Genomic DNA, 19,320 nt, shown 5'->3' with positions numbered 1-19,320 from the left:
AGGGATCCGCTATGACGACGTCTACCACCGAACAGCTTCGAGACGACCGCGCCGCTGTCGACAAGGCCATCAGCCTGCTCGCGGCCTTCGATCACCGGTCCCACACCGGGATCGGGGTCAGCGAGCTCGCCCGGCGAGCTCAGCTGAGCAAGTCGACCGCCTTCCGCGTGCTCGCCCTACTCGAACGCAATGACGTCGTCGAGCGGGTCGGCACCGCCTACCGCCTCGGCAGCCGCCTGCACCGACTCGGTCAGGCCGCCTACACACAGGAGAACGAACGGGTCCGCGATCTACTGCTGCCGTACCTGACCGATCTCTACGAATCCACCCACCACACCGTGCACCTTGCCGTCATCCAGGGCACAGAGGTTGTCTACCTGGCCAAGCTCTACGGCCATCGCAGCGTTGCGGCACCCTCCCGGATCGGCGGCCGGTTGCCCGCTCACGCCACCGGCGTCGGCAAAGCGATGCTGGCCTACGAAGTCGGCTCCGCCACTCGAGCAGCCACCCCGCCCCTTGCCGCGCTCACCCCGTGGACGATCACCGATGCCGCGCACCTGCAACGAGAGCTGACCGAGATCCGGCGTAGCGGCATCGCACACGACCGCCAGGAGAGCCGGATCGGTGTGACCTGTCTGGCGGCTCCGATCCTGGACCGCCGCGGCCGACCCCTCGCAGCACTGTCCGTCGCCGCACCGGCTGGACACCTGAATGTCAGCGCCCTCGAACCTCGCCTGCGCCGCACCTGCACCGCAGCCGCGCAGGCACTCGCCCGAAACGGGGCCCGAGCACTCGCTCAGCACCGCGACTCTTCCGGGTCATGAGCGCGCGTTCCGCCTGACGGAACGCGAGCTGCATCACAACCCGCCGCTCAGGTGACACTATTCACAACGATCGCGCTGATTCATCACCACGACGAGATGACCCAGCGGATCTGACCCGGCGGCCCGACCGTCGGGCATACCGGTCCACCAACCGGACCGGTGGATACGACTCGAACCGACGGCAGTGAGCTGACGGTTGCCGCATCAGGAAGGGCCCCTCATCGGCGAGGGAGACCATGACTTCACTCTCCACTCGAGCCCGACGAGCAGCGACTCTCGGCATCGCAGCAACCCTGTTCCCCGCGATGACCGTGCTCGGCCCGTCAGGCCCTGCCGCTGCCGAGGTACAGGCCCTGCACGACATCGCCCGCTCGACCGCCGCCCGTGCGACGTGCGTGCCCGGTTCGACTCCTGAATCCGGCTTGCAAGGCGACGTCCCGGCCGCCGACCGTGACAACGGCCGCAGCACCCAGGGCTACACCTGCAACATCACCCGAGTCGGGAGCTACGGCGGACACGGCGGCGGGGTGGTGTCGGCAGCGTTCGACACCTGTGTGTACATCGGCAGTTTCATACCCGGAAGCTTCGCCGGCCCCGCTGTCGGCGTTCAGGTGCTCGATGTCGCCGACCCAGCGAACCCGGTGCTGATCGGCGCACTCACCGAACCCGCGATGCTGGCGGGCACCTGGGAGTCGCTCAAGGTCAACACCACCCGCAAACTTCTCGCCGCCACCGGAGCACCCTTCCTCACCGGAGCGGGACTCATGTCCGTGTACGACATCTCCGATTGCCGCCATCCGCGCCTTCTGAATCCCGGCGCGGGCAGCAACCTGTCCATCCCCCTGCCGATCACCGCCCACGAAGGCGGCTTCTCACCCGACGGCAACACCTACTGGTCCTCCGGGGTCGCGCCCGGCCTGGTCAGCGCCATCGATCTGCGCGATCCGGCCCGGCCCAGAGTCATCTGGCAAGGCCTGCCCGGCCCCTCCATGCACGGTATGGGCTTCAGTGCCGACGGCAACCGCCTCTACCTCACCAACAACATGGGCGGAGTCACCATCATGGACATCTCCGCGGTGCAGCGTCGCGATCCCGACCCGGTGGTCCCGGTTCTGTCGGAGACCACTTGGACCGACGGTTGGGCCACCCAGCACGCCATCCCGGTAACCTACGGCGGCACACCTTATCTGTTCGCCCCGGACGAGGCGGGCAGCGGCGGAGTCAAACTCATCGATATCTCGGACGAAACCCGGCCGCGTGTGGCCAACTCGATCAAACTCGAGATCAATCTCCCCGAGAATCTCGACACCGCACTGGCTTCGAGTATGGGCGGGTCGATCTTCTCCTACGACCCCCACTACTGCACCGCCGATCGCCCCGCGGATCCCACCGCGCTGGCCTGCGCGTGGTTCGGCTCCGGCATCCGCGTCTTCGATGTCCGAGATCCGTTCCAGGTCACAGAGATCGGCTACTACAACCCACCTGCCCGCAAGAACGACGCCGACCGGATCGTCAACTCCGCACACAAGACAATGTCGGTCATCGGCGCACCCGTCCTCGGCGCGAACGCGCTGATGCAGGCGATCACCAGCGGCGTCTTCGACCCCGGACAGGCACTGAGCACCCGCTCCGGTCAGGTGGTCTTCGGTGACATGTCCAGCGACTGGTGCACATCCCCGCCGCACTGGCAGGGTAACCAGCTGTGGGTCAGCTGCAACGACAACACCTACTCCACGCTGGCGCTCGACCCCACGGTCTACACCCCGCCCGCCGACCAACAAACAACCATCGGCTCATGAGCACCCGGCGCTGGATCACCGCGACCGGACTCGCCGGCGTGGCCGTCCTGCTTCTCGCTATCGGTGCGGCGGCTCGGCCGCTGTTCGTCGACGACCGCACCCCCGCCGAACCCGTGCTCACCTCCATCGAGATCGGGTTCGCCCAGGACATGCTCGCGCATCACAGCCAGGCCCTGGTCATGATCTCGCGCCTCGACCCCGGCGTCGAACCCGCGGTCACGGCACTCGCCCGCCGCATCGACACGGTGCAACGCGGCGAGATCGGCCAACTGACGGGCTGGCTGAGGCTGGCAGGTCAACCCACCGTCAACCCGAGACCGATGTCCTGGATGCACCACCCCGAAACCCACCAGCACACCGAACCATCCGCCGATGTCTCCGTTCACGACACCCGCATGCCCGGCATGGCAACGCAACAAGAACTCGATGCCCTTGCCGCTGCCCGCGGCCACGATGCGAATGTGCTCTTCCTCCGACTGATGCAGCGCCACCACTACGGCGGCATTCAGATGGCACAGACTGTCGACCGACTACTCGACGGTGGCATCGTCGAGCAAACCGCACGCGACATGATGAGCAGCCAAGGCCAAGAGGCCGGACTCATGGGCGTACTACTGGACTCCCTCAACGATCCCCGCTGATCGGATGACCACAGCAGTGCCACTGACCGTGGGTCGGGTGAAGTTCATCCGCCACGGGTGACCCGGCGAGGCGGCAACCTTTCTATGGTCCGGCATGGGAGTCCCGGATCCGCTCGGAAAGGACGGTTGGCGATGACGCAGGTCGAGGGCGCTCGATGGTCGGAGTTCGCGGGAATCGAGCCCGACGGGAACTACCTGTCCGACGACCACCGCCAGCAGTTGCTGGAGGAATACTTCTTCCAGCGAGCCGTGCAGGTCTACCTGCAGGCCCTACCGATCGTGAACATCATCGGCCTGCGCGACGGGTCACAGGCACGCTGGGGCGGCGGCTACAACGTGCTGCCGATCTGGAAGCAGCGCATGGACTCCGCCTGCCGGGTGCCGACGCCGAACGCCGATGTCATCTACGCGATGAGTTACCTCGACCTCGCCGCCGACGGACCGCTGGTGATCGCGGCGCCGCCCGGCATCCTGGGCATGCTCACCGACTTCTGGCAGCACGCCCTCTCCGATGTCGGCCTGGCAGGTCCCGACCACGGCCAAGGCGGACAGTATCTGCTGGTGCCGCCCGGCTACGACGGTCCGCCACTTCCCGGCGGCTACCACGTGCTGCGCTCACCCACCTACAACGTCTTCCTGTTCTGGCGCGCGTTTCTGACCAGCGGCGAGGAGGGCCCCGAGACCGCGACCGGTGTGGCGGCGCTGGAACAGACCGTCATCCATCCCCTGTACCAGTCCAATCCCGCCACCTGGAAACCGATGCGGTTCCCCGACGCCTCGGGCGAACAGGTCGACATGCTGTTCCCCCGCGATGGCGGCTTCTTCGACCTCCTCGCGGAGTTCGTCGACTACGAACCGGTCGAGGCGATAGACCTGCGATTGCGCGGGATGATGGCCTCCATCGGCATCAGAAAGGGCGAGCCGTTCGAACCCGATGCGCGGCACCGCGAGATCCTCGACGCCGCGGCCCGCCTCGCTCCCAAGCTGGCGGTAGCACTGAACACCACACCCGACAGCTACCCCGGCCGACGGTATTACACCGGTGCCGAGAAACGCCGCTGGCTCAACGGGTTCCCCGATGTCGACGAGAACTTCCACGCCGGCACCTACCTCAGCCTCGATCACCAGGCCACTTTCTTCACCGTCGCCTACTCCGCCAGCCCGGCGATGGCACTCAACATCATCGGCGGCGGCGCGAAGTACCCCTCCACCTTCTGGGATGCCGACGGCGAGTACCTGACCGGCGCCGAGCACTACCGATTGCATCTGCCCCCGAACCCGCCCGCACGCCTGTTCTGGGCCGTCACCCTCTACAACCCGGTCGACGGCACCATGATCACGGTCGACGGTCACCCCATCCCCTCGGTGAACTCTCTCGACAAGCGCGTCACCGCCAACCCCGACGGCTCCTACGACATCTACACCGGCCCGTCCAAACCCCTCGGTGCCGCCGACGCCAACTGGATCCCGACCAACCCGGGCGAGGGGTTCCTGCTCACCCTGCGCCTGTACGGACCCACCCATACCTTCTTCGACCAGACCTGGATCCCCGACGACGTCGAGCGCATGAAACCTTGACTCCAGCATTTCCGTAGGCGGCTTTACCCCTGCGGGAACCCACCGCAAGATCACACGAGTCACCGTCCACCGTCCCAGACAGCTATTGTTCCGTGGCCATGATCGCGGTAGTGTCACTCCAATGTTTGAGACGATCGCGTCTCAAATTACATAGGGAGTAGATTATGACCCCGCGGACAAAGTTGTCCCGCAGGTTGGCGGCCTTGGCTGTCGCCGCCGCAGCCACCATCCCCATCCTGAGCATCGCGGTCGCGGTCGCGGAGCCTACTGAGACAGCCCCGCTGCCGGTGCAGCCCGCGCCCGCGCTCGCCATGCCTCCAGAGCTCGATCCGGGGTTCTACCGGCCTCCGGCTGACGTCGTGGCAGCCAAACAGCCCGGCGAGATCATCGCCGCGCGGCAGGTCAACGTCGCCAACGCCGGCCTCATCCCGCTCAACGTCGACGCCTGGCAGGTGTCCTACCGTTCCAACAACACAAGAGACGAGGCCATCGCCGCCGTCGCCACGGTGCTGAAGCCACGCGGGTCGGCTCCGGACAAATTGATGTCGATGCAGATCGCCGAGGACTCCCTCGCGGCCTACTGCTCGCCGTCCTATGCCGTCCAGCAGTGGTCGGTCGCGACGGCGGTCGGACAGATCGTCGCGCCCTTGGAATTCGTTGTCGCGCAAGCCCAACTGCAGCAGGGCTGGGCGGTGGTCATCCCGGACCATCAGGGCCCCGACAGCGCGTTCGGCGTCGGTCCCCTGGGCGCGCGGATCACCCTCGACGGCATTCGCGCCGCCCGCAACTTCGAGCCGATGCGGCTCGCGCCCGCTACCCGCATCGGCATGTACGGCTACTCCGGCGGAGCGATCGTGACCGGTCACGCTGCCGAGCTCAAACAGAGCTACGCGCCCGAACTCGACATCGTCGGCACGGCCATGGGTGGCGTGCCCGCCGACTTCGGCCCGCTGCTCGACATCGGCAACGGCCAGATCTGGTCGGGCATGATCATGGCCGCCGTACTCGGGCTGGGTCGCGAGTATCGCGAGTTCGGCGACCTGCTCGACCGCGATCTGGACCCACTGGGACAGGGACTCTCGGTGATCAAGGGCGGGCTGTGCGTGCAATACAACACCGCGTTGTTCCCCTTCCTGAACATGAAGGGCATGCTGCGCGTCCCCGAAGGCGACCCGATGCGCAATCCCGTCGTACGCGACGTCCTCGACAAGACGCGCATGGGCAAGGCCGTACCCGACATGCCGATGTTCATCTGGCAGGCCAACCCCGACGAACTGATCCCCGTCGGCCCGGTCAACACCCTGGTCGACACCTACTGCCAGAGCCCCGATGCCGACGTCCAGTACATTCGCGAACACCTCGGCGAGCACATCACGACCGAAGTATCCGGATCGGCGACCGCACTGCTGTGGCTCCGCGACCGACTCAACGGCATCCCCGCCACATCGGGCTGCAGCACCTCCGAAGCGGGCCTGCTCGCCTTGAATCCCGACGGACTGTCCCTGCTGGCAACCATTTTCGGCGAAACGATCGCTTCCTTCTTCGGCAAGCCGATCGGTGTGCGCTGACACCGACCCATAGCGGTCCAGGACCACCGCGCCAGTCGACGCGGTGGTCCTGGACGTTGCACGAGGTGCTGGCGGGCAGACTCCTACCAGTCACGGGTCATCAGCATGTTGACCTGGATGAGGAACATTGTCAGCAGGTACCCGTACATCATGATCTGGAAGACGATCAACGCGCGCTTGCGGTTGCGGTCCTGTTCGTTCATAGCGACTCCTAGTTCGTGGACTGGATGTGTGTGGCAGTGGGCGACAGGTGTGCGGCTGCGATCTCTCGCAATCCGTCGTGGATCGCTCCGTCGCTGCTGAGCGGCGCCAGGATGCAGACCTGGGCCGCCTCGAGTTCGTCAACTCCCGCCGCGACCAAGCGCGCCGCAGCGACCAGAACCCGGGTGGAGGGCGGTTCGAAGTGGAAAGCCTGGTCGGCCTGGCGGATGGTGGTGGCGCAACCGACGAGTCGGTGCGCGGTGGCGACCTCGACGCCGGATTCGGCGGTGATCACCTCTGCTTCACGATCGGGTGGCAGGTAGTCCATACCGAGGGTGACGAACCGTTGCCGGAAGGAGGGTTTGAGTTCCTTGAGCGAACTGCGATAGGCCGGGTTGTAGGAACAGACCAGCATGAAATCTGCTGGTGCGAGGACTGTTTCGTCGGCGCGGTCGAGGTAGAGGGTTCGCCGGTGATCGGTCAGCGAGTGCAGGATCGCGAGTGAGTCGTGGCGGGCCTCGACCACTTCGTCGAGGTAGCAGATCGCGCCGGTCTTGACCGCGCGTGTCAGCGGTCCGTCGGTCCAGATGACGTCACCGCCGGTGACCATGAATCGACCGACCAGGTCGGAGCTGGTGAGGTCGTCGTGGCAGCTGATGGTGACGACCTCACGCCCGAGGGCGCGGCCCATGTGCTCGACGAAACGGGTTTTCCCGCATCCGGTGGGGCCGGTCAGCATCACGGGCAGGTGTTGATGGAAGGCCCGCTCGAACAGGCGGACTTCACTGCTGTGGGCGAGGTATCGATCGGTATTCATTGGCTTGTCAACTCTCGATGGATGTTTGCCAGGACTCTCGGAAGGTCCTCGACCTGACGAATCCGCTGTGACCGGCGTGACCCGAACACTTCGGGCAGCGGGTCGACGCGGGTGGGGCCGACCCCGAGGTAGTAGGTGAGCACGCCCGCCTCCTCGGCCTCGGCGACCGCATGTGCGACATCGGCGAACGCGTAGCGGCCCTCGTAGCCTTCGTCGGACATCAGTCCGTCGCCGATGATGATCAGCAGTCGCCGTTCGCTGGGTTGCTCGAGCAGCCGCTTGGTGAGGTGCCGCACAGGTGCGCCCAAGCGGGTGTAGCCGCCGGTCATGAGTCCGGCCTTGCTCGGATCGACGAAATGCGGATCGGCGAAGTCCTTCAGGCAGCCGACTTCGACTCGGTGCCTGGTGTTGCCGGTGAAAACGAAAATCGCGTGTCTTTCCCGGGCCAGTGTCATCGCCCGTGACATCGCGTCCGCGCACGCGAGTTCCAGTGCGAAGATCCTGCCGCCGTTGAGCCCGAGCGACGAACTGCCGTCCAGCAAGAGCGCTGTCGTGCAATCACGTGAGCTGGGTACCAACTCCCGGAAGATTTTCGGCTGCCCGGCCGCGCCGGTCCGCGCCGCGACGTGGTGGCGTACGTAGCGGTCGATGTCGAGATCGGAGCCGTCCTCGAGTCCACCGCGCATTTCCCGGTGAGTGCGCTGTTCGAACCACCGCCGGATATCGGGCGAGACCGCGGTGACCGGTGTACTGCGGGTCGAGTGGCGGCGTTCGACAACTGCGACGTGGTCCGCCAGAAACGATCCGGTCCACAGATTCCACTCCGGATATGGGATCCCCGAGCGCTGATCGGTCCGGACCTCGAAGTCCTCGTCTTCGGGACGGCTCGGCGGCGGAAGCGTAGAGCTGCGCTCCCCTCCGTCGCCACCGACAGGGATGGTGACCATCCCTCGGCGGTCGCTGCGTGCGGAACTCCACGGCATCCGGCCGTAGACCCGGCGGATCGTCGCCGCCAACACGCCCCGGGCCGCCGTCGCCAACGGCAATCCGCCCAGCAACGGGTGTGGCGGCAGTGGCCGCGAGCGGGCCAGTTCCATCGCACGCTCCAGCATCGCGTGCCCCTCCAGATCGTGGTCGGCGATCTCGAGGTCGGGGGCGATTCGCCGCAACTCCGGCACCAGACCGGGAAAACGCTCGGCGATCCATCCGGCCGCGACACCGCCTTCCACCCAGGACAGCGCCACACGCTGACGTGGTGACAGCTCGTGCAATGCGTAGGCGGCGATGCGGTCCTTGGACGGCGAACACTGCAACGCGACACCACAGGTGAGCGTCGCGCGCGTCCATTCCGGCGCCATCACCGGGTAGGGAACGCTCACGAGTGTGCGGGCGCGGTTCAAACCGAACCCACGCGCGGGCCCGCTCATCAACCGCACGCCTTCTCGCCGCTTCTCGGAGAAGGCAACCGCGGTCACCGAACATCCACGCTCGACGGCCAGTGCGTGGCTCAGATCGTCGGGGTACACGAGACCTCCTGATGTACCGATCGACAGTCGCGATGTCGGGGGTCCATGATCAGAAGGTTCCGATGTTCTTGATGAGCCAGTACCAGAACACGACGATCGCGATCATCGCGCCCCAGCACACCGTCAGGCGAAAAATTTCCTGCCACATGTTTCTCACTCCAGATCGTGTCATCGGCCCGAATCGTGATGCCCACGACCAGGACCGGTGCCCGCCTATCGGGCTTCGAGACTTCGTACGGTGGTCAGCAGGTAGCTGTCGAGGACCGCGTGACGCAGCTGCCTGGCTTCGCCGGTGACCGCCAGCAGCCCATACAGGCCATCGACGAAGAACATCGCGCTCTGATGCGCGGGAATCTTCCGCTGCGCGGCAGAGCTTTCGATGATCGCGGCTACGGCGGCGACGACCGGGCACTGCGGCCATCGCTGGGATCGGCGGTCGGACATGAAACGCTCCGACATGAGATCCCTGAACAACGCTGTGCCGAACCGGCTCTCGAGCGCGAGCACGAGATCGATGGTTCGCGCCAACGAGGTCGCCAGATCCCGCGGCGCCGAAACCGAACTCCGCAGGCTCTGCGCGATCGCTGCCTCCTCGCGGTCGGCCAACGCGAGGAGGATGTGCTCCTTGTTCGGGAAGTGGAAGTAGAACGTCGCGCGGGCGACGCCTGCCGCCGCGGCAATCTCGCCGAGGTCGGCCGCGGCCATCCCGGCAACCCCGAACTGCGCCACCGCCGCTTCGAAAAGTCGCTCGCGGGTCTTGATCTGCCGGAGTCTCCGCGAGCCTGCAATGGCCGCGATCGTGACCGTGCTCATGTGTCGATCCTCAAAGTTCAGCACTGGGATCGAGCCGCGCTCGACAATCTCACGAGCGCGACCGGACCTGCTGACGTCTTGGTTGTTCCGGCCCGGTGTCACCGGGCGGCTGGTGTCACCGAGGCGGCGACTTCGCGGCATTCTCTCGGGCGATCCGCTCGTCGTGGTTGCGGACCAGTTCGCGGAAGCCGATTCGTTCGTAGTCCGGTTTCGGTTGTATTCCCCACTCATCGCGTGCGGTGGTCTGGTTCGCAGCTTCCGGCGCGCCGCCGAAGGGCGGGCCGGACAACGGATAGGGGAACTCGCACTCGAGCGCATCGTCGGAGTAGCGCACCTTCATCAGCTCGCTACAGATCTCGGTCAGCGACAGCGATGGGTAGCCGTACCAGATCGCGATCGCAGGAACGGTCAGAGAGCCCTCCACGACGAGCGCGAACAGGCACACCATGATCGCCCGTTGGAGCCATTTGTGCATTCGAGCGAACGTCGGCGTGGTGCCGGCCGGAAGCGAAGTGTCCTGCTCCGGAGTTCGACTGCTGCTTTGATCGGTCATTTTCTGTGTCTCCGTGTTTCGCGGGGAATTTCAGTCGGAGAAGATCTCACGATTGACTGTGTGCAGATAGGGAATGGCCAGGAAAGGCGTTATGTACCAGATGTCGTAGAGCCACCAACCGAATACCGGAAGCACCGTCCCGCTGTACCGCAGGTCCGCATAAATGGTCATATTCGCGATATATCCGACCCACATCACCACACCGAACCAGCAGGTGACGATCAGCCATTGATGACCCCAGCGCTGCATCCGAAGGAAAGCGATCGCGGCAGCGATCCGCAGCGGGAATACGATGAAGATACTTGCGATCTCCCACGACTTCTCTCCGGGCGCACCGGCACCACCGATCCACAATTCGTTGTAGTGCCAGAAATACCCGGCATCGAAGAAGTTGCCCCAACCGGTGAAGAACACCCGATTCACCAGGCTGTGGCTGGCGAAGATATCCAGTACCCATCCCACGGTGTTGATCGCGGCGTCCAGGATCACCAGATACCCGATTACGGTCACGATCATGGGGCGCACCGACAGATTCGCTTGCTGAGCGCGCCGCAGTAGCCACAATCCCCGCAGGAAGATCGGCAGCCCGATCAAACCCAGCACCAACGTGCCCATCAGCACCGTGCCCACGATCAACCACCGGTCGGCCTCGCGTTGAGCTGCCGATGACTCGTCCAGATGCTGATCGTAGGACACCGAACCACCCGGCCCCGGCGGCGAGTCCGCCCGTTTCTCACCCGACTGTCGGTTGAATATCGACAAGTTCATGAAAGTCCTCACCAACTCCTGAATTACGACTCGAAGCGCGACGAAACGTTTTCCGGCGCGCAGCTGATAGCGACCGGAGACACTCACCGTTCCGGAGCCGAATACATCGATCGCCAATAGTTCTGCACTATCGACCGATTCCTCTTGAAGTGCCGAGAGCAACTCGCGCAACACCGACTCTATTCAGAGACATGCCACGTCACAGTTCGCCTCCGCACTGCGGGCACAGCCCACAAGTAAACCAACGAACACCGCCATAGACGGCATCGTCGAAGATAGGGTTGCGCAAACAGAGGACTTCGGTATCGAGCGCACTTACACAATCTGCACGCTCGATGGCGGCATGCCGTGAATTCTCGATCTCGGCACGCCGTGTCAAATTCCCTTCATGGCCGGAAAATAACAGGCGATACAGGTTTACCATGTTGTATCTCCTGCTGTCCAGGGCTCTTCGGAACAAGGCCCGCGACTGCCGTCGGATCTCAGCCGATGCCCCGCGCGGCGACCACCCCTACCGCCCGCTCAGCATCGGCCCGGACCGTCGAGACGATAGATTCGACGTATGCGCACAACAGGCTGGCTAGGCCATCCACCGGCAACCGATGACGAAGCGCGCGCTCGGATCCTCGAGGCCACCCACCGCTGCGTCGAACGCCGTGGTGCGCGCACCACCATCTCCGACGTCGCGTCCTCGCTGGGGTTGAGTCGCGCCACCGTGTACCGCTACTACGAGGGCACTGCCACACTCCTGCAAGCGGCGGCGGTCGAAGGCACCCGGGAGTTCCTCGATCAACTCGGCGACCACCTTCGATCCTTCGACGACCTCGCCGAAGCCGCCGTAGAAGGCGTCACGTTCATCATCACGCAGGTGCCCTCGCAGCCCTACCTGCAACTGATGTTCGAGGAATCCACCCACACCCTGCTGCGCACAGTTACCTCCGAAACCACGCGCGCGATCGCACGCGCCCTGCTGGTCGAACGAACATCCGTCGACTGGACACGGACCACCATCGATTCCAGCACCCTCGACGAGCTTGTCGAATGGATCCAACGGATCGTCCAGTCATTCCTGTCCGACCAGACGGAAAGCCCCACGCGCACCCCCGACCAACTGCGCGAATACCTCCACCGATGGCTCGGCCCCTCGATCAGGACCTGGGCTACCGTCGCCGACAACGCCCCAAGTCGATCAGCTCCCGAAACCGCTCCTGCGGCGACACCATGAGAAGACATCCGGGTCGGCTACCACCTCACCACCAACCGAGTACGGGAGCGCACGATCCGGCGGTCCGTGGGTATCAGATCAAATAGGAATCCGCGATAACCAGGCGTTTTCCGGTTGCCCATGTTTGCGTCCTGCCGAGGGCGCGAACCTGACGTGATCGCGTCGTTGTGTTCTGTCGCGCTGAGTGTGCGGCCCCGCCGGGCAACCAGAAGGCCGGCGAACCGCACGCTCCTGTTGTTGCCATCGGCTACGAATCCGTGACCACACCGGATTCGTACCGACCAACGATGCGATCGGACCCGGGTTTGCCGCATCGCGAAGCGACCGGGTTCCGAGGGCCGGGCGCTGCCGCGTGACAGCACTTGTGTGCGCGTTGCCGATCGATTGCGGATGCCGAGATTTTCACCTCACGCGCCGATCCGGGCCGTCCGCCACCTCGAATATGTGACAGATCAGCGAGTACGCAGCGTCCAGCCATCGGACACCCGTCGTGGTGTCGACCCGCTCCAGCCGCACCACCGGCTTCGCCTGTGAGGACAACATGGCCATCGACGACCCGTTCGAGTACCTGCCCCCGGCCGAATCATCCGCCGAACCGGGCCCGCCGGCCTGGGCCGCGCCCGCCCTGCTGTTCTCGCTTCTCATGCTCGGATTCGACCTCGTGGCGCTGATCCCGCTCGGCGCGTGGATGCGCGACTACGGCATCGGTCTGGTCAGCACGATCTACCTGCTCCATGTGCTGGGGTCGACAGCGGTGGCCGCGTGGACCATGAGCCTGTTCCCGTTGCAGCCGGATACCGAACCTGATCAGCGCAACACCTAGCGTCGCGCCCCAACGGATTCGCGTGCATCACTGCTGAATTGTCGGCGAACACCAGGTTCGCGACGCCAACTCGCCTGTCGCACCGGGTGCGCCGATGTCAGGATGGGGGGAGTTTGCCTGATCTACCCGGAGCGACGCTGCACGATGACCCGAACTCGTACCCCGCGCCCCTCCGATGCGGCCCGAACGGTCGGCGCCGACCTGGTGAACGTGCGACTCATCGTGGCGGCGTTGGCGATCGGCGGCACCCAACTGTTCGTGATCCCGCTAGTACTGCTCCCACGGGCGACCGCCTGGGGCTGGACTCTGGTGCCGCTGACGCTGACCACGACGCCGTTCTGGTCGTTGATCCACGAGGCCGTTCACGGATCGCTGCTCAGGAATCGGACACACAACGACCGCGTGGGACGCGTGCTGGCGGTGGTGTACGGGTCGCCGTTCGCGATGCTGAAAGTGGGTCACCTGCTCCATCATCGGTACAGCCGGGTCCGTGAGCGCAGCGAGATCTACGACCCGGCCAGAACCAGTCGGCGAGCGGCCGCTGTGCTGTTCTATCTCAAACTGTTCGGCGGTCTGTACCTGCTCGAGGTGATCGCACTGCTGCTCGCGCCGATGCCGGAGCGAACAATTCGCGCGCTGGCACGCCGGGTGGAAGCACCGGATTCGGTCGGCGGTCTCGTACTCGAACGCCTCGCCCAGCCGGCGGTTCTCAGCAAGTTCCGCACCGATGCCGCCGCGATCGGCGTCATCTATGCCGCCGCGTTCCTCGCCTACGGCGCGCACGGCTGGATGCTGCTCGCCGCGATCGGCGGCCGCGCCCTCATCATCTCACTGTCCGACAACGCCTACCACTATGGCACCGACCTCGAATCACCTAGAGCGGCAATGAATCTGCGGCTGCCGCGCATCCTCGAACGGTGCACCCTCAGCTTCACTCTGCACGATGTGCACCATCGCCATCCCGGCCTGCGCTGGTACGAGTTGCGCTCCCGTTTCGACACCGAAGGCGGTCATTACCACCTCGGGTGGTTCCGCGCGGTCGCCCGTCAGCTTCGCGGGCCGATCGCATCGACCGAGGGTCAGCTCCCCCGCTGATCTCCCCCGCGCGCTGAGTTCGCACTGTTCGTCGCTGCGTCGTCGTGGCGATTTCTCGACCCCGCCTCGTAGGCTTGCGCTATGGCACACGACACCGATCAGCCCGTCGACCTCAAGCCACGTTCCCGCGACGTCACCGACGGACTCGAGAAGACCGCCGCGCGCGGCATGCTCCGCGCTGTCGGCATGGGTGATGAGGACTGGGTCAAACCGCAGATCGGTGTGGCCTCCAGCTGGAACGAGATCACCCCGTGCAATCTGTCGCTCGACCGGCTGGCCAAGGCGGTCAAGCGCGGAGTCCACGCGGGCGGCGGATTCCCGCTCGAATTCGGCACGATATCGGTGTCCGACGGCATCTCGATGGGGCACGAGGGGATGCACTTCTCGCTGGTCAGCCGCGAGATCATCGCCGACTCCGTCGAAACCGTGATGATGGCGGAGCGCCTGGACGGTTCGGTACTGCTCGCCGGGTGTGACAAGAGTCTGCCCGGCATGCTGATGGCCGCCGCGCGACTGGACCTGGCGAGCGTCTTCCTCTACGCGGGTTCGACCCTGCCCGGCAATATCGACGGCAAGGACGTCACGATCATCGACGCGTTCGAAGCTGTCGGCGCGTGTCTCAAAGGTCTGATCACCCCTGCCGAGGTCGACCGTATCGAGCGGGCGATCTGTCCGGGCGAGGGCGCGTGCGGCGGCATGTACACGGCCAACACCATGGCCTCGGCGGCCGAGGCGCTCGGCATGAGCCTGCCGGGGTCGGCCGCGCCGCCCGCTCCCGACCGTCGCCGGGACGACTTCGCCGAGAAGTCAGGCGAAGCTGTCGTCGGGCTGCTGCGCAAGGGCATCACCGCCCGCGACATCATGACGATGGAGGCGTTCGAGAACGCCATCACCGTCGTCATGGCGCTCGGCGGGTCGACCAACGCCGTCCTGCACCTGTTGGCCATCGCCCGCGAGGCCGGGGTCGGCCTCACGCTGGCCGACTTCAACCGGGTCGGTGACAAGGTGCCCCACCTCGGCGATCTCAAGCCGTTCGGCCGCTACGTCATGAACGATGTCGACCGGGTCGGCGGCATCCCCGTCGTCATGAAGGCCCTCCTGGACGCCGGTCTCATGCACGGTGACGTGCTGACCGTAACGGGCGCGACCATGGCCGAGAATCTCGCCCATATCGAACTCGGACTCGACGGCGATGTCATCCGCCGCCTCGACCGCCCGATCCATCGAACCGGCGGACTCACGATCCTGCACGGCTCGCTCGCACCTGAGGGCGCCGTGGTGAAGAGCGCCGGCTTCGACTCCGACGTCTTCCGCGGTACGGCTCGGGTGTTCGACGGGGAACGCGCCGCGATGACCGCGCTCGGGGACGGCACCATCGTGGCCGGTGATGTCGTCGTCATCCGCAACGAGGGCCCCAAGGGTGGACCCGGCATGCGCGAGATGCTCGCCATCACCGGCGCGATCAAGGGCGCGGGCCTCGGCAAGGATGTGCTGCTGCTCACCGACGGCCGGTTCTCCGGCGGCACCACCGGATTATGTGTGGGCCATGTCGCCCCCGAAGCGGTGGACGGCGGCCCGATCGCCTTCGTCCGCGACGGCGACCCGATCGTGCTCGATGTCGCCAACCGTCGCCTCGATGTCGAGATCGACGAGAACGAACTGGCCGCCCGCAAGGTCGGCTGGGAGCCGCTGCCGCCCAGGTACACCTCGGGGGTGCTGTCCAAGTACCGCAAGCTGGTCAGTTCGGCCGCGCACGGCGCCGTCACGGGCTGACGGCGCCACAGCGGTAACTCAGCTCAGCGTCTTCAGCGCCGCCCCGTCGTAGGCCTTCACCTCGTCGATGCGCCCCGCCAGGACCTTGGAGGCCCACTCCGGGTCCTGGAGCAGGGCGCGACCGACGGCGACCATGTCGAATTCGTCGCGTTCCATGCGGTCGAGGAGGTTGTCGATGCTTCCGAGCTCGGCACCCTTGCCCGCGAGCGCACGCAGGAAGTCGCCGTCGAGGCCCACCGAACCGACGGTGATCGTCGGCCTGCCGGTGAGCTTCTTGGTCCAGCCCGCCAGGTTCAGATCCGAGTCGTCGAACTCGGGGAGCCAGTAGCGACGAGTGGAGGCGTGGAACGCGTCGACGCCGGCCGCGGCGAGCGGGGCCAGGATCGCCTCCAGTTCCTGCGGGGTCTCGGCCAGGCGGGCGTCGTAGGCCTCCTGCTTCCACTGCGAGTAGCGGAAGATCACCGGGAAGTCGGACGAGACGACCGCCCGCACGGCAGCCACGATCTCGGCCGCGAACCTCGTGCGGGCCACCGCGTCACCGCCGTAGCCGTCGTCGCGGCGGTTGGTGCGCTCCCACAGGAACTGGTCGAGCAGGTAGCCGTGCGCGCCGTGCAGTTCGATGCCGTCGAAACCGATGCGCTCGGCCGCCGCGGCGGCCTCGGCGAAGGCGCCGATGACATCGTCGAGGTCACGCTGGGTCATCGCCTGGCCGGCGCCCTCGGTGCCGTCGACGCGGATGCCGGAGGGACCGACAGCGGGCGCGTCGGCATAGGGCGGCTCGCCCTGATTGCGCACCATGCCGATATGCCACAGCTGCGGCACGATCGTGCCGCCCGCCGCGTGGACATCCTCGACGACCTTCGCCCAGCCGGCCAGCTGCTCCTCGCCGTGAAACCGCGGCACGCGGTCGCTCTGCCCGGCCGACGGGTGGCCCACATAGGTGCCCTCGGTGACGATCAGGCCGACGCCCGCGGCAGCCCGACGGGCGTAGTAGGACCGCACATCGTCACCGGGCACGCCGCCGGGCGAGAACATCCGCGTCATCGGCGCCATCACGATCCGGTTCGGGACGGTCAGGCCGTTCAGCGTGATGGGCCGCGACAGGATCTCGGCCGTGCGGGAGGCCGCGGACTGGGTGACGATCACTGGATACTCCTCAGAGCTACTTGACAACATCGAAGGTTGAGAACTTCAAGCAATGCCCACACGCTAGAGGCAAATATTTGAGATAGTCAAGTTTCTGCGGATAAGCTGACCCACATGGAAGAAGCTCCGCGCGTCGATACGGCTCAGCTCATGGAGCTGCTCTCGGTATCGCTCGGTGTCTATTACGGGGACTTCACCGTGGCGTCGGCGAGCGAGAACCTCACGGCGAGCCAGGGCAAAACCCTGACGGTCCTGCGGCGCGGACCGGTCGCGATGCGCGCCCTGGCCGAGATCATGTCCTGCGACGCGTCCAATGTGACCGGGATCATCAACCGCCTCGAGAAGCGCGACCTCGTGCGTCGCGAGGCCAGCGCGTCCGACCGGCGCGTGACCCACCTCGTCATCACGCCGGAGGGCGAGCGTGTCACCGACGCGATCCGCGCCAAGATGCACGCCACCCAGGCCGGCCTGACCGAGCTCAGCGATCGAGACCGGCAGTCTCTGTTCGCCCTCTTGGCGCGCGTCTTCGTCCCCGAACCCGGCCGAACATCCCATCAGGGCGTGGCATCGGAAACGACAACGTCCGACACCCCGGCCGACTGATGCGCCACGGCGCCCGCCACGATTCTCGACCAGAATCGCGAATTCTCTCGCGACCTGCGCGGACCTGGTAGAACCGATCACACACGAGGTGCCGATAGCGAAGCACCGCGGCGTTCACCGACGGACTCTCCCGATCGGTCGACGCCACGGTTGAGGTCGACGTTCGCAGATCGGCATGCTGCCACGAGGAGACGTCATGGCTACCGACCAGAGTTTGCTGCACCGTTTCGTCATTTCCCAGCTCGGTGCGGCCGGGCTCGATCGCGCGCAGCTGATTCGCGACCTCGGGGTCCCGGATTGGACGATGACCGGCCACGACGTGCACCTGCCCAGCGCGACGTTCTCCCGGCTGTGGGAGGTCGGCGAACACCGCCTGGGTCCCGACGTCGCCCTGCAGGTGGCCCGGCGCTACGAACTGTCCAGCCTCGGGCTCTACGACTATCTGTTCGCCTCGGCACCGACGCTGGGCTCCGGGCTGGCCACCTGCGGGCCCTACATCACCGCGGTCACCACCAATCACCGGTTCGACCTGGTCGCTGACAACGAACACGAGTCCACCCTGTACCTGGAGATGTTCGATGGCGAAGGCCGAGGACGGGACCACACCCAGCTGTGGGGCCTGTCGGCCGTCCTGAGTCGCGCGCGCCGGGTCGTCGACGCGCCGTTGAACCCGGTGCGGGTGTCGTTACGCCAGGCCGCTCCCCCGAGCGTCGACGGCTTTCGTGCCGTGTTCGGCTCCGCCACCTTGGAGTTCGACGCGGCCACCGACTCGATGACCTTCCGGTCCGCTGACCTCAATTTGCCCCTGACCACAGCGGATCCGGTCCTGGCTGCGGTACTGGAACCACTGGCTGCCGCCCTGGCACCGCCGCCGACCCTGACCTCCGCGTGGCCATCTCGGGTCGCCGAGGCCTTGGACGAGGCCATCGAGGGCGGGGTGGTCTCCCTCGACAGCGTCGCCAAGATCCTCACCATCAGCCCCCGCACCCTGCAGCGACGACTGGCCGAGTCGGGCACCACCTGGCGGGCCGAGCTGGATCGGGCCCGCAGCACACGATTGGCGCGCGCGTCGCCGGGGGGCGAGCTCAGCGGCACGAAGCAGGCGCAACTGCTGGGCTACTCCGATGCGGGCTCGCTGCGCCGGGCCGCCCGGCGCTGGTCGGCCGGTTCGCGACCGGGCCCCAACGTCACGTCCTGAGGTAGGTCGAGGCGATCCGCCAGAACGTATCCCGCTCCAACAGGCGGAAGTCCCAGCCGTCGATGAGATCGCGAAACGTGGAGACAATGCCGGCTACGTCGAAATCATCGCGGGTCGCGGTTCCCTTCGACTCCAGCGCGGAAATCACATACACGGTGGCGCTTTCCTTTGTTATCGGCACCGCACACTCCCATCGTCCATCCCGACCATTTCGAACAGTAAGTGTCGAACCTGTTCAGTGCCCACGACAAGAACAGAACGCGCCAACCTCGTGCCGAACACGCCAACCTGCTCGCCGAGGTACGGGGTTCATCCGTTCCGGATGAGGCCGACAGCGTCGTCGGGTGGTTGGCTGAAACTCGCCGACCG

General features: G+C 65.9%; 19 protein-coding genes. 11 read left to right on the top strand and 8 right to left on the bottom strand.

Going from position 1 to position 19,320, the window contains the following annotated elements; all coding sequences use genetic code 11:
- Positions 1-11: 11 nt before the first annotated feature.
- The 5 genes from NA12_RS01665 (at position 12) to NA12_RS01645 (ending at position 6,410) form a co-directional block, all read left to right on the top strand.
- Positions 12-824 (top strand): IclR family transcriptional regulator, encoded by an 813-nt coding sequence (locus NA12_RS01665; protein WP_067445139.1) that lies wholly within the window; start codon positions 12-14, stop codon positions 822-824.
- A 236-nt stretch (positions 825-1,060) separates the two neighbouring features.
- A complete protein-coding gene (locus tag NA12_RS01660; protein WP_084472271.1) occupies positions 1,061-2,623 on the top strand; it encodes an LVIVD repeat-containing protein in 1,563 nt (520 codons plus the stop codon).
- Positions 2,620-3,264 (top strand): DUF305 domain-containing protein, encoded by a 645-nt coding sequence (locus tag NA12_RS01655; RefSeq protein WP_067445135.1) that lies wholly within the window; start codon positions 2,620-2,622, stop codon positions 3,262-3,264. The genes NA12_RS01660 and NA12_RS01655 overlap by 4 nt, the downstream gene beginning before the upstream one ends.
- A gap of 132 nt (positions 3,265-3,396) precedes the next feature.
- Positions 3,397-4,842 carry a DUF1254 domain-containing protein gene (locus tag NA12_RS01650; RefSeq protein WP_067445133.1) on the top strand — a complete coding sequence of 482 codons (1,446 nt, stop codon included), beginning with the start codon at positions 3,397-3,399 and terminating at the stop codon, positions 4,840-4,842.
- Positions 4,843-5,006: 164 nt separating this feature from the next.
- The gene (locus tag NA12_RS01645) at positions 5,007-6,410 is read left to right on the top strand and encodes a lipase family protein (protein ID WP_243654867.1); all 1,404 of its coding nucleotides are present in this window, start codon (positions 5,007-5,009) and stop codon (positions 6,408-6,410) included.
- Between the two features lie 211 nt (positions 6,411-6,621).
- On the opposite strand, the gene NA12_RS01640 is transcribed toward NA12_RS01645, so the two are convergent.
- From NA12_RS01640 to NA12_RS33460, 6 genes are all read right to left on the bottom strand, one after another.
- Positions 6,622-7,428, bottom strand: a complete 807-nt coding sequence (locus tag NA12_RS01640) for an AAA family ATPase (RefSeq protein ID WP_067445129.1) — start codon at positions 7,426-7,428, stop codon at positions 6,622-6,624.
- Positions 7,425-8,954 (bottom strand): nitric oxide reductase activation protein NorD, encoded by a 1,530-nt coding sequence (locus tag NA12_RS01635; protein ID WP_067445127.1) that lies wholly within the window; start codon positions 8,952-8,954, stop codon positions 7,425-7,427. The genes NA12_RS01640 and NA12_RS01635 overlap by 4 nt, the downstream gene beginning before the upstream one ends.
- A gap of 213 nt (positions 8,955-9,167) precedes the next feature.
- A complete protein-coding gene (locus NA12_RS01630; RefSeq protein WP_165914796.1) occupies positions 9,168-9,869 on the bottom strand; it encodes a TetR/AcrR family transcriptional regulator in 702 nt (233 codons plus the stop codon).
- A gap of 13 nt (positions 9,870-9,882) precedes the next feature.
- A complete protein-coding gene (locus tag NA12_RS01625) occupies positions 9,883-10,242 on the bottom strand; it encodes a hypothetical protein (RefSeq protein WP_371855965.1) in 360 nt (119 codons plus the stop codon).
- 108 nt (positions 10,243-10,350) lie between these two features.
- Complete coding sequence (locus NA12_RS01620; RefSeq protein WP_084472288.1) at positions 10,351-11,088, bottom strand: hypothetical protein; 738 nt, start codon at positions 11,086-11,088, stop codon at positions 10,351-10,353.
- A gap of 199 nt (positions 11,089-11,287) precedes the next feature.
- Positions 11,288-11,512, bottom strand: a complete 225-nt coding sequence (locus tag NA12_RS33460) for a hypothetical protein (RefSeq protein ID WP_132369828.1) — start codon at positions 11,510-11,512, stop codon at positions 11,288-11,290.
- A 138-nt stretch (positions 11,513-11,650) separates the two neighbouring features.
- Here NA12_RS33460 and NA12_RS01615 point away from each other — a divergent pair, with 138 nt between their 5' ends.
- From NA12_RS01615 to ilvD, 4 genes are all read left to right on the top strand, one after another.
- Positions 11,651-12,313, top strand: a complete 663-nt coding sequence (locus tag NA12_RS01615) for a TetR/AcrR family transcriptional regulator (protein ID WP_067445121.1) — start codon at positions 11,651-11,653, stop codon at positions 12,311-12,313.
- A gap of 493 nt (positions 12,314-12,806) precedes the next feature.
- Positions 12,807-13,136 (top strand): hypothetical protein, encoded by a 330-nt coding sequence (locus NA12_RS01610; RefSeq protein WP_132369827.1) that lies wholly within the window; start codon positions 12,807-12,809, stop codon positions 13,134-13,136.
- 144 nt (positions 13,137-13,280) lie between these two features.
- Positions 13,281-14,231 (top strand): fatty acid desaturase family protein, encoded by a 951-nt coding sequence (locus tag NA12_RS01605; RefSeq protein WP_067445115.1) that lies wholly within the window; start codon positions 13,281-13,283, stop codon positions 14,229-14,231.
- An 81-nt stretch (positions 14,232-14,312) separates the two neighbouring features.
- The gene (gene ilvD, locus NA12_RS01600) at positions 14,313-16,004 is read left to right on the top strand and encodes a dihydroxy-acid dehydratase (RefSeq protein WP_067445111.1); all 1,692 of its coding nucleotides are present in this window, start codon (positions 14,313-14,315) and stop codon (positions 16,002-16,004) included.
- An 18-nt stretch (positions 16,005-16,022) separates the two neighbouring features.
- On the opposite strand, the gene NA12_RS01595 is transcribed toward ilvD, so the two are convergent.
- Positions 16,023-17,150, bottom strand: a complete 1,128-nt coding sequence (locus NA12_RS01595; protein WP_067445109.1) for an NADH:flavin oxidoreductase — start codon at positions 17,148-17,150, stop codon at positions 16,023-16,025.
- Between the two features lie 114 nt (positions 17,151-17,264).
- On the opposite strand from NA12_RS01595, the gene NA12_RS01590 reads away from it, so the two are divergent.
- Together NA12_RS01590 and NA12_RS01585 are read left to right on the top strand one after the other, a co-directional pair.
- Positions 17,265-17,753 carry a MarR family winged helix-turn-helix transcriptional regulator gene (locus tag NA12_RS01590; protein WP_243654866.1) on the top strand — a complete coding sequence of 163 codons (489 nt, stop codon included), beginning with the start codon at positions 17,265-17,267 and terminating at the stop codon, positions 17,751-17,753.
- A gap of 196 nt (positions 17,754-17,949) precedes the next feature.
- Positions 17,950-18,951: an AraC family transcriptional regulator gene (locus tag NA12_RS01585; protein ID WP_067445107.1), complete on the top strand. Its 1,002-nt coding sequence runs from the start codon at positions 17,950-17,952 to the stop codon at positions 18,949-18,951.
- Here NA12_RS01585 and NA12_RS01580 read toward each other — a convergent pair.
- Positions 18,941-19,132 (bottom strand): hypothetical protein, encoded by a 192-nt coding sequence (locus NA12_RS01580; protein WP_067445105.1) that lies wholly within the window; start codon positions 19,130-19,132, stop codon positions 18,941-18,943. The two genes, NA12_RS01585 and NA12_RS01580, sit on opposite strands and share 11 nt — an antisense overlap.
- Positions 19,133-19,320: the final 188 nt, after the last annotated feature.

The sequence above is a fragment of the Nocardia alba NBRC 108234 genome, from assembly GCF_001612665.1.
In the GTDB taxonomy this organism is placed as follows: Bacteria; Actinomycetota; Actinomycetes; order Mycobacteriales; family Mycobacteriaceae; genus Nocardia; species Nocardia alba.
Note: the sequence above shows the minus strand (reverse complement) of the source record. Positions and strands in the feature narration are given on the sequence as shown.

Excerpts from the sequence above, each read along its gene's own strand:
- NA12_RS01625 (WP_371855965.1), bottom strand. The coding sequence starts at position 10,242 with ATGCACAAATGGCTCCAACGGGCGATCATGGTGTGCCTGTTCGCGCTC.
- NA12_RS01585 (WP_067445107.1), top strand. The coding sequence starts at position 17,950 with ATGGCTACCGACCAGAGTTTGCTGCACCGTTTCGTCATTTCCCAGCTC.
- NA12_RS01605 (WP_067445115.1), top strand. The coding sequence starts at position 13,281 with ATGACCCGAACTCGTACCCCGCGCCCCTCCGATGCGGCCCGAACGGTC.
- NA12_RS33460 (WP_132369828.1), bottom strand. The coding sequence starts at position 11,512 with ATGGTAAACCTGTATCGCCTGTTATTTTCCGGCCATGAAGGGAATTTG.
- NA12_RS01645 (WP_243654867.1), top strand. The coding sequence starts at position 5,007 with ATGACCCCGCGGACAAAGTTGTCCCGCAGGTTGGCGGCCTTGGCTGTC.
- ilvD (WP_067445111.1), top strand. The coding sequence starts at position 14,313 with ATGGCACACGACACCGATCAGCCCGTCGACCTCAAGCCACGTTCCCGC.
- NA12_RS01655 (WP_067445135.1), top strand. The coding sequence starts at position 2,620 with ATGAGCACCCGGCGCTGGATCACCGCGACCGGACTCGCCGGCGTGGCC.
- NA12_RS01640 (WP_067445129.1), bottom strand. The coding sequence starts at position 7,428 with ATGAATACCGATCGATACCTCGCCCACAGCAGTGAAGTCCGCCTGTTC.
- NA12_RS01620 (WP_084472288.1), bottom strand. The coding sequence starts at position 11,088 with ATGAACTTGTCGATATTCAACCGACAGTCGGGTGAGAAACGGGCGGAC.
- NA12_RS01650 (WP_067445133.1), top strand. The coding sequence starts at position 3,397 with ATGACGCAGGTCGAGGGCGCTCGATGGTCGGAGTTCGCGGGAATCGAG.
- NA12_RS01590 (WP_243654866.1), top strand. The coding sequence starts at position 17,265 with ATGGAAGAAGCTCCGCGCGTCGATACGGCTCAGCTCATGGAGCTGCTC.
- NA12_RS01665 (WP_067445139.1), top strand. The coding sequence starts at position 12 with ATGACGACGTCTACCACCGAACAGCTTCGAGACGACCGCGCCGCTGTC.
- NA12_RS01615 (WP_067445121.1), top strand. The coding sequence starts at position 11,651 with ATGCGCACAACAGGCTGGCTAGGCCATCCACCGGCAACCGATGACGAA.
- NA12_RS01660 (WP_084472271.1), top strand. The coding sequence starts at position 1,061 with ATGACTTCACTCTCCACTCGAGCCCGACGAGCAGCGACTCTCGGCATC.